15 protein-coding genes are annotated in these 13,097 nt (G+C 59.1%); 4 read left to right on the top strand and 11 right to left on the bottom strand.

What is annotated here, in order from left to right; translation table 11 throughout:
* Nucleotides 1-434: 434 nt before the first annotated feature.
* On the bottom strand, nt 435-854 hold the full coding sequence (locus ACR0KW_RS09790; protein ID WP_480804813.1) for a hypothetical protein: 420 nt from the start codon (nt 852-854) through the stop codon (nt 435-437).
* Nucleotides 855-1,215: 361 nt separating this feature from the next.
* On the opposite strand from ACR0KW_RS09790, the gene ACR0KW_RS09785 reads away from it, so the two are divergent.
* The 3 genes from ACR0KW_RS09785 (at nt 1,216) to ACR0KW_RS09775 (ending at nt 3,933) form a co-directional block, all read left to right on the top strand.
* The gene (locus tag ACR0KW_RS09785; protein WP_170399908.1) at nt 1,216-1,761 is read left to right on the top strand and encodes a tetratricopeptide repeat protein; all 546 of its coding nucleotides are present in this window, start codon (nt 1,216-1,218) and stop codon (nt 1,759-1,761) included.
* A gap of 68 nt (nt 1,762-1,829) precedes the next feature.
* A complete protein-coding gene (locus ACR0KW_RS09780; RefSeq protein WP_480804812.1) occupies nt 1,830-2,918 on the top strand; it encodes a flagellar motor switch protein FliG in 1,089 nt (362 codons plus the stop codon).
* A gap of 91 nt (nt 2,919-3,009) precedes the next feature.
* On the top strand, nt 3,010-3,933 hold the full coding sequence (locus ACR0KW_RS09775; RefSeq protein WP_480804811.1) for a lysophospholipid acyltransferase family protein: 924 nt from the start codon (nt 3,010-3,012) through the stop codon (nt 3,931-3,933).
* Here ACR0KW_RS09775 and ACR0KW_RS09770 read toward each other — a convergent pair whose 3' ends face one another.
* Complete coding sequence (locus ACR0KW_RS09770; protein WP_480804810.1) at nt 3,934-4,629, bottom strand: DUF1223 domain-containing protein; 696 nt, start codon at nt 4,627-4,629, stop codon at nt 3,934-3,936.
* A gap of 237 nt (nt 4,630-4,866) precedes the next feature.
* Here ACR0KW_RS09770 and acnA point away from each other — a divergent pair, with 237 nt between their 5' ends.
* Nucleotides 4,867-7,557 carry an aconitate hydratase AcnA gene (gene acnA, locus ACR0KW_RS09765; RefSeq protein ID WP_480804809.1) on the top strand — a complete coding sequence of 897 codons (2,691 nt, stop codon included), beginning with the start codon at nt 4,867-4,869 and terminating at the stop codon, nt 7,555-7,557.
* Nucleotides 7,558-7,630: 73 nt separating this feature from the next.
* Here acnA and ACR0KW_RS09760 read toward each other — a convergent pair whose 3' ends face one another.
* The 9 genes from ACR0KW_RS09760 to secF form a co-directional block, all read right to left on the bottom strand.
* Nucleotides 7,631-8,005 carry a group I truncated hemoglobin gene (locus ACR0KW_RS09760; protein WP_480804808.1) on the bottom strand — a complete coding sequence of 125 codons (375 nt, stop codon included), beginning with the start codon at nt 8,003-8,005 and terminating at the stop codon, nt 7,631-7,633.
* 165 nt (nt 8,006-8,170) lie between these two features.
* Nucleotides 8,171-8,710 (bottom strand): DsbE family thiol:disulfide interchange protein, encoded by a 540-nt coding sequence (locus ACR0KW_RS09755; RefSeq protein WP_480804807.1) that lies wholly within the window; start codon nt 8,708-8,710, stop codon nt 8,171-8,173.
* Nucleotides 8,703-8,861 (bottom strand): heme exporter protein CcmD, encoded by a 159-nt coding sequence (gene ccmD / locus ACR0KW_RS09750; RefSeq protein ID WP_170325323.1) that lies wholly within the window; start codon nt 8,859-8,861, stop codon nt 8,703-8,705. Before ccmD ends, ACR0KW_RS09755 begins: the two co-directional genes overlap by 8 nt.
* Nucleotides 8,858-9,631 carry a heme ABC transporter permease gene (locus ACR0KW_RS09745; protein WP_170329247.1) on the bottom strand — a complete coding sequence of 258 codons (774 nt, stop codon included), beginning with the start codon at nt 9,629-9,631 and terminating at the stop codon, nt 8,858-8,860. Before ACR0KW_RS09745 ends, ccmD begins: the two co-directional genes overlap by 4 nt.
* Nucleotides 9,632-9,692: 61 nt before the next feature.
* Nucleotides 9,693-10,349 (bottom strand): heme exporter protein CcmB, encoded by a 657-nt coding sequence (gene ccmB, locus ACR0KW_RS09740; RefSeq protein WP_170325325.1) that lies wholly within the window; start codon nt 10,347-10,349, stop codon nt 9,693-9,695.
* Nucleotides 10,346-10,960 (bottom strand): heme ABC exporter ATP-binding protein CcmA, encoded by a 615-nt coding sequence (gene ccmA, locus ACR0KW_RS09735; protein WP_480804806.1) that lies wholly within the window; start codon nt 10,958-10,960, stop codon nt 10,346-10,348. The genes ccmB and ccmA overlap by 4 nt, the downstream gene beginning before the upstream one ends.
* A 66-nt stretch (nt 10,961-11,026) precedes the next feature.
* Nucleotides 11,027-11,380 carry an Mth938-like domain-containing protein gene (locus ACR0KW_RS09730; RefSeq protein WP_480804805.1) on the bottom strand — a complete coding sequence of 118 codons (354 nt, stop codon included), beginning with the start codon at nt 11,378-11,380 and terminating at the stop codon, nt 11,027-11,029.
* Nucleotides 11,381-11,389: 9 nt separating this feature from the next.
* Nucleotides 11,390-12,148: a sulfite exporter TauE/SafE family protein gene (locus tag ACR0KW_RS09725; RefSeq protein WP_170325328.1), complete on the bottom strand. Its 759-nt coding sequence runs from the start codon at nt 12,146-12,148 to the stop codon at nt 11,390-11,392.
* Nucleotides 12,129-13,097, bottom strand: a complete 969-nt coding sequence (gene secF / locus ACR0KW_RS09720) for a protein translocase subunit SecF (RefSeq protein WP_480804804.1) — start codon at nt 13,095-13,097, stop codon at nt 12,129-12,131. Before secF ends, ACR0KW_RS09725 begins: the two co-directional genes overlap by 20 nt.

The raw sequence follows: 13,097 nt of genomic DNA, 5'->3' as shown, positions 1-13,097 counted from the left end.
CCCTGTTTTTTTGCCAGACCTGCCAAATTCGGTTATAATGCCTGTGTATTTCCGGACAGGAGAAACACGATGATCCGTACCTTGATTTGCGCCTTGGCCCTTACCTGCTCCGCGTCTGTCGCACTGGCGTGCAGCGCACATTCCAAGCAAACGCAGTCCTGCGTCGATGGAACGTATTGGGATTCCGAAACCCAAACCTGTGCGAAAATAGTCGATAGCTAATAATTTTCTTCCCGCGTGAAAAATGTAGCGCTGACCTCAGAACAGTGTCAGCAGATATTTTACTGACGCGCAGCGACGTTACCGATATTCGTTGTTCGTCCGTATTCAGGAATACTAGGAACGTGCCACGTAGCGGGTGCCAGTAGTTTCGACCGCTCTCCGACGACTCAGAGTAGACGCAAGCAACCAGGCACTGATGCCCCAACGCAAAGTCATCGACGATCTATTTGTATCAGATTTTGTGGATCACGTGTTTTGGAATAATTTAGGAATTCATTTGAAGTGCCCCACTTCACGATGTCATCCAGAAACTTGTCGGTTTCTTTCCCGCCAAACTCAAGCCACAGGGAAGAGAACAACTCACTGCACAAACCCGCCACCTGCAATCTGGACCAAATTGTATTGCGAATATGTACATCCAAGGATTCGTACTCGATGAGAACTTTGAGTTCGTCGTAGTCCATAATGTCGTAGCATTCCGCACCCGCGGATATGAAACCTGTAATCCGTTGCAGCCTTCGATCTTCTGCTTCGGTATACCATTGATAAAGCGGGAATACCGCGATTACCGCAGCCGCTATCACGATCAATCTCTCACTGACTTCCAAAATTGTCCGAGCATTCAGGGTCATAATATTTCCTTCGCAATATGATCAGAAAAGCATAGGGCACATCGTTGTGAATAAATATCGACACCTTCAGGAAAGATCGGCGGTAACGCTGGCTCGTTTTAAGCACGCCAGTATTTCCATCTCGGTCGAAAGGTCTTGGCGCTCAGCCCGAAACTTTGCCGCAGGAAGCTGATCCTTGCATCCACCGGGTCACGGAGCAGCCGAATTTTCGGGGCTGAAAACCACCCTGAAAGTTTGGCTCCAGGGAAAATAGATTTCTAAGAACAAAACTGCTTGTGAATAAAAGCGAGCAGTCGATTGTTAGCTTTTTATCAGATCGCGCTATGCTTGATCAGAGCAGCCCAAAGAACGGAGTAGGAAAATGCGCCTCGTATTAGTTTCAGCTATTGCCCTTCAGGCCTTTGCCTTCGCTCCGGCCCTATATGCGGCCGGCGGTGGCGGTGCCACCACCCCACCGAAACCCACCAACACGACTAAGAAATGCCTGTTCGGCCGCGTCTATGACAAGGACGCCGGGCGTTGCGTCAAGCCGAACAAGACCAATTTTACTCAGGATGAACTCTACGACGCCGTGCGCGAGCTGGCCTATGACGGCCAATTCGAGAATGCGCAGAACATCCTGCGCATCATGGATCAGGACGATGATCGTGTGCTTACCTATTGGGGCTTTACCTACCGCAAAATGGGCGAGCTTGAGCTGGCGAATGTCTTCTACACCAACGCCATCGAGGCCAACCCGGACAACATCCTTGCCCGCAGCTATATGGGTCAGGGATTTGTGACCGAAGGCAAAACCGATCAGGCCATCGAACAATGGCGCGAGATCAAGGCGCGTGGCGGCGAAGGCACCTGGGCCGAAGCGTCCCTGCGCGAAGCGATCCGCACCGGGCTGACTTATAACTATTAAGCTTCAGCCTTTCTTTACCCGACTCTCTGTACTCTGCCTGTGGAACAGAACTTTGGCACCGCAGGCAGATGCAGGACACGAACACTTTGCTACAGGTGGCACCGGGGGCGGCTCCGGTGGCCAATCAGAAGGACGACGCGCCCCGCGTCGTTCCCCGCGCCCTCAGCAACCGGCAGAAGGCGGCCATTGTCGTCCGGCTTTTGCTGAACGAAGGCGCCGATATCCCGCTGGAAGAGCTTCCCGATGATCTGCAGGAAAAACTGACCCATCAACTGGGTCAGATGGGTCTTGTCGATCGCATCACGCTGGATGCCGTGGCGCAGGAATTTGCCGAGGCGCTGGACAGCGTCGGCCTGTCCTTCCCGCATGGTCTGGCGGGGGCTTTGGACGCAGTGGACGGCAGGATCGGTTCGGCCACGGCGGCGCGGCTGCGCAAGGTGGCCGGAGTGCGCCAGATCGGAGATCCGTGGCAGCGCCTGCGCGAAATCCCCACCGAGGATCTCGCCACGATGGCTCAGGCGGAAAGCACAGAGATTGCCGCCGTGATGTTGTCCAAGTTAGAGACCGCGAAGGCAGCGCAGTTGCTAGGCCACCTGCCCGGTCCGGTGGCGCGGCGGATCACCTATGCAATCTCGAAAACTGCCAATGTCACCCCCGAAGCAGTCGAGCGGATCGGCTGGTCGCTGGCGGCGCAACTGGATCAGCGCCCGTCTCAGGCCTTTGCCGATGGCCCCGGCGCGCGGGTTGGTGCGATCCTGAACCAGTCGGCGGCATCCACACGCGACGGGTTGCTGACCGCGCTGGACGAAGAGGATTCGGATTTCGCCAGCGTTGTGCGCCGCTCGATCTTTACCTTTGCCCATATACCGGCACGGGTTTTGCCCCGCGACGTTCCCGCAATTCTGCGTGGCGTGGAACAGGCCGATCTGGTCACAGCGCTGGCGGGTGCGGCAGCGGAGGACGACAAAACTGCAGCGGAATTCATGCTGTCCAACATGTCCACGCGCATGGCAGACAACCTGCGCGAAGAGATGTCGGAACGCGGCAAGGTCAAACAAACCGCCGCCGAAGTGGCGATGACTCAGATCGTGGGCGCCATCCGTGTCCTTGTGGATGAAAGGGCGATAACGCTGATTGAAGAAGAAAGTGAAGACTAGCCGAATGACCCAATCCACTGGAACGCTTGTGGTCGGGGAATGCGCCTTGTATGTCTGGCCGGCAAATCGCAACAGCCGGTGAGAACAGATTATGCCCGTTGAAAAGTCGGAACTTAGCCGCGGGGCGCTTCGAAAATACTACGTCACCGGTCTGTTGATGAAAGGCGTGATCGGCGCGATGCGACTGCTGCCCTATGAGCGGCGCATCGCAACAATGGGGGCCATCGTGCGGGGCCTTGCCCCGCTGGTCGGGTTCACCGAGCGGGTGCGCCGGAACCTGAAACTGACCTGCCCCGATCTGCCGGACGCCGAAGTGAAACGTATCTGCCGCGCCGTTCCCGACAATGCAGGCCGCGCGATCATGGAGCATTTCTCGCCCGAAGGGTTCACCGAACGTCAGAGCACGGCCAAGATTTCCGGCCCCGGCATCGCGGCGTTTGACGCAGCCGTGGCCGAGGGCCGCCCGGTGATGATGATCACGGCGCATTTCGGTCACTACCTGGCCGCCCGGATAGCCCTTCAGGCCCGCAGCGGCCAGCCCATCGGGTGCCTGTATCGCCGTATGGCAAACCCTTATTTCAACGACGCTTACGTAGACGCCTTCTACAAAACCGGCGCGCCCATGTTCGAACAGGGTCGCCGCGGCATGGTTGAAATGGTGCGCTCGCTCAAGAAGGGTGGCATCATCGCCATCGTCTCGGACCTACACGCCCATGGTGGAGAGGAACTGACATTCTTTGGTAAACCCGCGGTCACGTCGGTTCTGAACGCCGAACTGGCGATAAAATACAAGGCCGAGCTGATCCCCTGCTACGCCATTCGTCAGCCCAATGGCCTCGATTTTGAGATCGTGCTGCACGATCCGGTTCCGCATACCGACCCCAAGACCATGACCCAGTTCACCAATGACGATCTTGAGGCTGTGGTCCGGCAACATATGGGTCAATGGTTCTGGATTCATCGGCGCTGGAAGGCCTGGAACGGGCTTGGCGTGCAGCCCGAGGACATGCCCTGATCACTTGACCCGTGCAGCGGCAACGATCGGCCCGTGCCCGGCCCTTTGCACCAGAACGACGGCTGGCAGATCCGAATTCAGCTTGGCCAAAAACCGTTGAGGCGCGACCCCGTCCCACTGACCGGCCACCTGCCAGGACTCCACGACATTGGCATAATCCAACTCGTGCCCCGCCAGTTCTCCCCGACGGATCGAGGCATGGCGCATCGGTGAATACTGCACTACCCGCACATCATAGGCCTCACCTTCGGGAAGTTCGACAGGGGTGACATCGACCGTCACCTCATTGCCCGACCGTTTGGCCACGACTTCGGCCTCGGGCGCGGCCGTCAGATGCGCGTTGATCAGGCGCTCCAATTCACGCGATTGCGCACCGACCACGTCATGCTGACCGTTTATCACCATCTGTGGCGTGTAGATCATCGTCCGTCCGCCCTGACGCGCATACGCACGCTGGCGCAATGTGTGATCGGGATCGGCATATTCGTCCTCCCACCCGATGTAGTCCCAATAATCCACGTGCAGGGCCAAGCCGATTACATCATCGCGTTTGGCCAGGTCATGCATCAGCCGGTCGGCCGGTGGGCAGGACGAACAGCCCTGCGACGTAAACAACTCGACCACCACAGGATCGTTTTCAGCCGCTGCGGGCACGGCGAGAGCAAGCACAGTGGCAATGATGGCGGTTCTGAGCATGTTTGACCTCGGGGTGATAACTTTTCTGTTTGCGACCGATAAGATACCCGAATGCTTTAAACCCTTTGGACTTCACCCTCCAATCAAGGTTTCTTGAAACCACCCTGCCCCAACGATGCGTGACGCGGCAGAACCGGACCAACTTTGCGCGTCTTGGTCCTTGAACCCCGGCGAAACGTGATAAAGATTGCTATCAGCGAACCCCGTTGCCCAAGTCATTTGAGAGGGAGCCAACTCATGCCAATTAAAGTCGGACAGGATACCGCCAAGACGCGCCGCAGCCTGAACGTGAACGGCAAATCCATTTCCTATTATTCGATCCCCGCCGCGCAAGAGGCTGGTCTGGGCGATTTTTCGAAACTCCCTGCCGCGTTGAAAGTCGTGCTGGAAAACATGCTGCGGTTTGAGGATGATGGCTTTTCCGTCTCGGTCGATGATATCAAGGCGTTTGGCGAATGGGGGGCCAATGGCGGCAAGAACCCGCGTGAGATTGCCTATCGCCCTGCCCGCGTGCTGATGCAGGACTTTACCGGTGTGCCCGCCGTGGTTGATCTGGCTGCGATGCGGGACGGAATCAAGGGGCTGGGTGGTGACGCGCAAAAGATCAACCCGCTGAACCCGGTGGATCTGGTCATCGACCACTCGGTCATGATTGACGAATTCGGTAACCCACGCGCTTTCCAGATGAACGTGGACCGGGAATATGAGCGCAATATGGAGCGCTACCAGTTCCTGAAATGGGGACAGTCGGCATTCAACAATTTCCGCGTTGTTCCCCCCGGCACCGGCATCTGCCATCAGGTGAACCTGGAGTACCTCGCCCAGACCGTCTGGACCGACACCGACCAGAACGGGGATGAGGTCGCCTATCCCGACACGCTGGTCGGCACCGACAGCCACACCACCATGGTCAACGGCATGGCCGTTCTGGGCTGGGGCGTCGGCGGGATCGAGGCCGAGGCCGCAATGCTGGGTCAGCCGATCTCTATGCTGATCCCCGAGGTTGTGGGCTTTGAACTGACTGGCGCGATGGTCGAAGGCACTACCGGCACAGACCTTGTGCTGAAGGTCGTCGAGATGCTGCGCGAGAAAGGCGTGGTTGGGAAGTTCGTCGAGTTCTATGGCGAAGGTCTCGACCGTCTGCCCCTGGCCGACCGGGCGACAATTGCAAACATGGCCCCCGAATATGGCGCGACTTGCGGTTTCTTCCCGATCGACGGCGAAACCTTGCGCTACATGCGCAATACCGGGCGCGACGAGGACCGTCTGGCGCTGGTCGAGGCCTATGCCAAGGAGAACGGTTTCTGGCGTGATGAAAACTACGCGCCGATCTACACCGACACCCTGACGCTGGACATGGGCACTATCGTCCCGGCGATCTCGGGCCCGAAACGCCCGCAGGACTATGTGGCGTTGACCGATGCCAAGGCGGCTTTCCTGAACGAGATGGAGAAGACCTTCAAGCGCCCGATGGGCAAGGAAGTCTTGGTCAAAGGTGAAAACTACGCAATGGATTCGGGCAAGGTCGTGATCGCCTCGATCACTTCCTGTACCAACACCTCGAACCCATATGTGATGATTGGCGCCGGTCTGGTGGCGAAAAAGGCGCATGAGCTGGGTCTGAACCGTCAACCCTGGGTCAAGACCTCGCTGGCGCCCGGATCGCAGGTCGTGTCGGAGTACCTTGAGGCCGCCGGTCTGCAACAGCATCTGGATGCCATCGGTTTCAACCTTGTGGGCTATGGCTGCACCACCTGCATCGGTAACTCGGGCCCGCTTCAGAAGGAGATCAGCGAAGCCATTGCAGAAGGCGATCTTGTCGCTACCTCGGTCCTGTCCGGCAACCGCAACTTCGAAGGTCGCATTTCCCCGGACGTGCGCGCCAACTATCTGGCCTCACCGCCGCTGGTGGTCGTCTACGCGCTGGCGGGCACCATGGATATCGACCTGACCTCGGAACCGATCGGGCAGGACAAGGATGGCAACGACGTCTTCATGAAGGACATCTGGCCAACCCAAAGCGAAATTGCGGAACTGGTCGAGCAGACGGTGACCCGCGATGCGTTCCAGTCGAAATATGCCGATGTCTTCAAAGGTGACGAGAAATGGCGCGATGTCGAGGTTCCGCAACAGGAAACCTATGACTGGCCGCCCACATCGACCTATATTCAGAACCCACCCTATTTTCAGGGCATGGGGCCTGAGCCAGGCACGATTACGAATATCGAGGGAGCCAAAGTGTTGGCCATTCTGGGCGACATGGTCACCACCGACCACATCTCGCCCGCCGGGTCCTTCGCGACCACCTCGCCTGCGGGCAAATACCTGATGGACCGTCAGGTGCAACCGCGCGAGTTCAATTCGTACGGGTCGCGCCGGGGCAACCACGAGGTCATGATGCGCGGCACATTCGCCAATATCCGCATCAAGAACGAGATGCTGGATGGCGTCGAAGGCGGCTATACCAAGGGACCGGACGGTCAGCAGACCTCGATCTATGACGCGTCGATGGCCTATCAGGCGCAGGGCACGCCGCTGGTGGTCTTTGGCGGCGAGCAATACGGCGCGGGCTCGTCCCGTGACTGGGCGGCTAAAGGCACCGCACTGTTGGGCGTCAAGGCCGTGATCGCCGAAAGCTTTGAGCGTATCCATCGTTCAAACCTGGTGGGTATGGGGGTGATCCCGTTCGAATTCACTGGCAACGACAACCGCAAAACACTGGGACTGAAGGGTGATGAGACCGTCTCGATCCACGGGCTGGACACGGTTGAGCCGCTGCAAAAGGTGCCCTGCACAATCACTTATGCCGACGGTGCCGAGACGACGATCCTCCTCAAGTGTCGCATCGATACCGCACCCGAGATTGAATACATCGAGAACGGCGGTGTGCTGCAATACGTACTGAGAAACTTGGCGAAAGCGGGGTAAAAGCCTGTTCCAATACAAAATGACGGCCACCAGCTATGCTGATGGCCTTTCCCAATTGGGCTGAAGCGACCGTTCAAACCTCGACGATATCGTCTTTCAGGCTGGCGACAAATTCCGCGATCTCTCCCTGCATGTCGACCGGGATCGACAAGGCGTTCATGCTATCCACCGCGTGCCCCAAAAAGCGGTTCCAATCATCCTCGCTGATTTTCATTCCCACATGGGTAATCTTCATGTCGCGCCCGGTATAGTGCAGCGCACCGCCGGTTTTGGCGACAAGGTAGTCGACCAGCAGCTGATGCTCGCGGGCGATACCATCTGCACCGCGATTGGCCCAGAAACGGCCCAGAACTTCATCCGCCATCATTTTCGGCATCAGAGTATCGGCAAATGTCGCGATGGCGTCATAGCCACCCAGTCGGCTATAAAGGCTTGCTTGTTCAGTCATGTCGTTTCCGTTTGTCAGATGATGATCCGGAACGTCTATCAGACCGCGCCACGCGCCAATTGACATTGGTCAAAACGGTTGTTCACCGTTCGGTGATCTGAATTGCCCGCCCCAAGGCAAGCCCTGAACGACAGGAATTTACAGTGACCAAAGAGTGGGAAAACCTTAGCGACCTGCTGCCTCTTCCAAGGCGGGTCGGATGGTGCTTTCGATGACGCGTTGGGTGATCGGCCCGGCAAACCGCAGAATAATCGTACCTTCACCATCGATCACATAGGTTTCAGGCACACCATACAGGCCCCAGTCCAGCGCCATGCGTCCCTGTTCATCCCGTCCGATGGCCTTGTACGGGTCACCCAGATCAGTCAGGAACGCTTCGGCGTTGTCCAACTTGTCTTTGTAGTTGATTCCATAGACCGGGATGCCTTCCTCGGAAAGCGCCTCAAGGTTCGGATGTTCGGCCCGGCAGGGGGCGCACCAACTGGCCCAGTAGTTGACCAGCTTAACCTCGCCGTCGCGCAGGGTCGCATCGTCGAACACCGTCTTGCCCGGAAACTCGGTCAGAACGACCGGTGGCGCAGCCTGGCCCTGACGGGCCGACGGCAGCGTGTCGTCCGAGCCATCTTGCAATTGCACCAAGGCGGCGACCGCAAAAAGGCCGAAAATCACCGGAGGCGCAATCATCAGGGGCGAAATCTTAGCCATTGCGCGTCATCCTTTGTTCGACTTTTTCCATCTCGGCCCGAACCTTGCGCCCTCGCGCAATGCTGAACACGATCAGCAGAACAAGCAGCCCGATCGAGGCCGCATAGGACCACAGGACCGTATCGGCATATTTTCCAAGATCAGGGATCATCCGTTTACCCTTTCCCGCGCCAGCAGCGCCTTGATCCGCCGCGCCCGAATTTCAGTGCCGGTGCGATACAGAACCAGTGCGATGAACAGCAGCACAAAACCGATGATGCACAGCAGCAGCGGGTAGAAATAAATGTTGCTGACCTTCTCTTCGGTATCCGCCCCGGTCACGGCCGCCGCACGCATCACCGATGCGCCCTGATGCAGGCCTTGGTTCCAGAAATTCACCGCATAACGGCTGAGGAGCGCAAAGACCGACCCCACAAGACACAGGACCGAGGTCAGATCGGCCGCTGTATCGGGGTCTTCGATCGCTTCCCACAGGGCAACATAGCCCAGATAGAACAGGAACAGGATCAGGAACGAGGTCAGGCGCGGGTCCCAGGCCCACCATGTGCCCCACATCGGTTGGCCCCAGATCGCGCCGGTCGCCAGTGCGATCAGCGTCATCACGATGCCAATGGGGGCCGCCGCACGGGCAGCCAGCGCGCTGACATGGTGCCGCCGCACCAGCCAGACCAGCGAGGTCGCCAGCATCATCAGCCAGCAATTGATCGCCATCAGCGCAGCCGGCACATGCAGGTAAATGATCTTGACGGTCGAGCCCTGCTTGTAATCGTCCGGCGTGAAGAAGAACCCCCAGACCAGTCCGACCACGATGCACGCAAGCGAGGTCACCCAGAAAAACGGCATCACCCGTTCACTGGTGGCAAGGAACTTGCGCGGGTTGGCGTATTCCCAGAGGGCGTTGGCTTTGGCTGCGATAGACATGGGCCTTATCTAGTCCGAGTCGGGTGCGTTCTCAATTGACATTGGTCAAAGTTTGAACGCGTCACCGAAGGTTGATGCGCAGAACAGCTGCGCTGGCAAAGGGCAGCAGTGCGATGGTGGCTGCCGTAATCCCCGCCAGCATCAGTAGCGGCGTTTGTGTTTCCATCCCCGTGGCGCCACGCCGCGCAACTTCGGCGCCAAAGATCAGGGTCGGCACGTAAAGCGGCAGGACCAGCAGCGACAGCAGCAAGCCGCCGCGCTTCAAACCCACTGTCAGGGCCGCGCCGAAGGTGCCGATGACGCTCATGGCCGGAGTGCCGATCAGCAGCGAAACCACCAGCCAGAAGAACCCCGGCACCGGCAGGTTTAGCAGCACCCCCAGAAACGGCGCGGCCAGAACCAGCGGCAGACCGGTGGTCAGCCAATGGGCCAGCGCCTTGATCGAGACCACCGATTCCAGCGGTAGTGGCGCGGTGGCTAGCAGGTCCAGCGAGCCGTCCTCCCAATCCAGCGCCAACAGGCGGTCCAGCGACAGAAGGCAGGCCAAAAGCGCGCCCAGCCACAGGATACCGGGTGCGATGGTCGACAGCAGCGAGGATTGCGGCCCCACCGAAAACGGCACCAGAACGGTCACGATCAGGAAGAACGCCAGACCGAGGCCAAAGCCCCCGCCCGCGCGGAAGGCCAGTTTCAGGTCACGCAGCAACAGGGCGATCACAGGAAGCCTCCGTCGAAATCGTCGATGGGTTTAGGTTTCGCCTTGTTGGGACCCACGTCCAGCACCTCACCATCCAGGCCGAGGTCGATATGGGTGGCGATCAGGGCCGAGCCGCCCTGCCCCAGATGCGCCCGCACGGCATCGGCAAACATCTGCACGGCGTTTTTGTCCAACGATACGGTGGGTTCGTCCAGCATCCAAATCGGCCGCCCGGTGACCAGCATCCTCGCCAAACCCAGACGCCGCTTTTGCCCCGCCGACAGGTTGCCCGCGTGGCGATCCGACAATTCGTTCAGCGCAAAGGCGTCCAGTGCAGCTTGGATGCCATTCGTGCCGAAAACCGAGGCCCAGAAGGTCAGGTTCTCGACCACCGTCAACGTCGGCTTCAGCCCGTCGGAATGCGAGGCATAGGCGATCTGGTCCTCGGCCCCTTCGATCTGTCCGGTCAGAGGCGGTTGCAATCCCGCCAGAGTACGCAACAGCGTCGTCTTGCCGATGCCGTTCGGCCCGCGCAGGATCAGCGCCTTGCCCGGTTGCAGCGCAAAGCTTAGCCCCTCAAGGACGGGAACGCCACCACGGGCGATGGCCAGATCGGTCACAGTCAGTGTCATGGGTTCCGCTTATCTGATTGCTGACAGAGGCAAAAGGCGAGATTTGCCGCAGGCCCTGCGACCGGGTCAGACCGGCAATAACGCCAACGCAACACGGCGGCCTTCGGACAACAGCACATTGTAAGTGCGGCACGCCGCAGGGGAGTTCATGATCTCAACCCCCAACCCCGCATCCTCAAGCGCCTTACGCAGGTCGGATGGGATATGCGTTAGTGCCTCTCCGGTACCGATGAACAGAACGTCCACCGCCTCGGACAACGCCAGCAGCGGCGCATCGTCGGTGTATCCGCCCCAGTCCGAGGTTCCGGTAGGTCCGGTTAGAACGGCCCCATTGTAAACCTGCCCGCCGATGCGGAAAAAGCCGGGGCCGTAGCCGTCAACCGGAACTGCGTTGTTATAGGTGATCTCATTCAAGCGCATGGGCACCTTCTAGCCCCAAAGCGGCAGCCCCGACAAGGCCGCAACCGCGATCGCCAGATAAGCAGCGGCGCGATAAAGCCGTTCGTACTCGGGCCGGAACAGCCAGCCCCCCAGCCAGTTGCCCAGCAAGTTCGGCACGGACAACACCAACCCCAAAGCCACAGCGGGCCAGGTGACCCGCCCCATGCCGGTCAGAAAACCGAGGATCAGGAAATCGAAGACGAACAGGAACAGCAGGATCGTCGCGCGGATTACCTCGACCGGTAAGGGGCGCGACATGTAGAACAGGATCACCGCCGGACCGGGCAACCCAGCCACGCCGCCCAGAAAACCCGCCGCACCGCCGATACCGGCGACCATCGCGCGACCGACGCGACCATGATACCGCAGCCCGAGAATCAGCACGGCCAGCATGAAGAGCGCCAGAAAGCTGACCGCGTAACGAAATACTTCGGGCTCAACCCGCGTCAGCACCCATAATCCCACTGGCAGCAGCAACGCGCATCCGGCCGCGAGTCGCACCAGATCACCACGATCCACCGCACGCCAGGCCCTGCGCAGGTTCGGCAGCGGTCCGAAGATGTCCATGATGGTCAGGCCGATCAGGGCTCCGAACGGGCCAAGGAAGGGGGTGGAGATCGGCAGGAAGATCAGCGCGGTTCCAAAGCCGGAAAACCCGCGCACAATGCCGCCGAGAAAGGCCGCAAAAACGATAACGGCCAGCCCCGTTGGGGACTGGCCGAAAATCTCAGGCGTCGATGTTGGCAAACTGATTGCCCGCCGTATTGGACGGCTTGGACCAGTCGCGCTTGACCCCCAGCCAAAGCAGGATGGTCGAGGCCACGAAGACCGACGAATAGGTGCCCACTATCACACCCCAGATCATCGCGAAGACAAAGCCGCGGATCACGTCGCCGCCCAGCACATACAGCGAGATCAGCGCCAGCAGCGTGGTCACCGAGGTCATCACCGTCCGGCTGAGCGTTTCGTTGATCGAGATGTTCAGAACTTCTTTGAGGTCCTTCTTCTTGTACTTCCGCAGGTTCTCACGCACCCGGTCGAACACGACCACAGTGTCGTTCAGCGAGTAACCCACGATGGTCAGAAGCGCCGCGATGATGGCCAGATCGAACCGGATTTGTAGCTCCGAGAAGATACCGATGGTCAGGATCACGTCATGCACCAGCGCGGCCACGGCCCCCAGCGCAAACTGCCATTCGAAGCGCAGCCAGATGTAGACCAGCACCGCCCCGATAGCGAGCATCACCGCGATTACGGCGGTCTGGATCAGCTCGCCCGACACTTTGGGACCAACGGATTCGACCGAGACAAATTCGATATCCGGCACGGAAACCTTTAACGCCTCTTCCACCGCGGTGACCGTGGCGGCCGAGACCGCTTCGGCATCAGCCTGCGCCTGAATGCGGATCATAGCGACGTTCTCGTCGTCTCCAAAAGTTGGATCGAAAATCTCGGTTATCGTCACATCGCCCAGCTCCAGCGGCGCGATGGCGTCACGATAGGCACCGATGTCGATTTCTTGCGTGGATTGGGTCCGGATCGTGGTCCCGCCGCGGAAGTCGATACCAAAGTTCAGCCCCTGCAGCATGAAGGAGGTGAAGGCCACAACCATCATCAGGGCCGAGATGCCCAGCCAAACTTTCCAGCGGCTGAAGAAATCGAACGAGGTATTCTGGGGTACGAGTTTCAGTCTCAT

This window comes from Ruegeria sp. CG11 (genome assembly GCF_056537245.1).
This window is presented reverse-complemented; position numbering and strand designations above follow the sequence as displayed.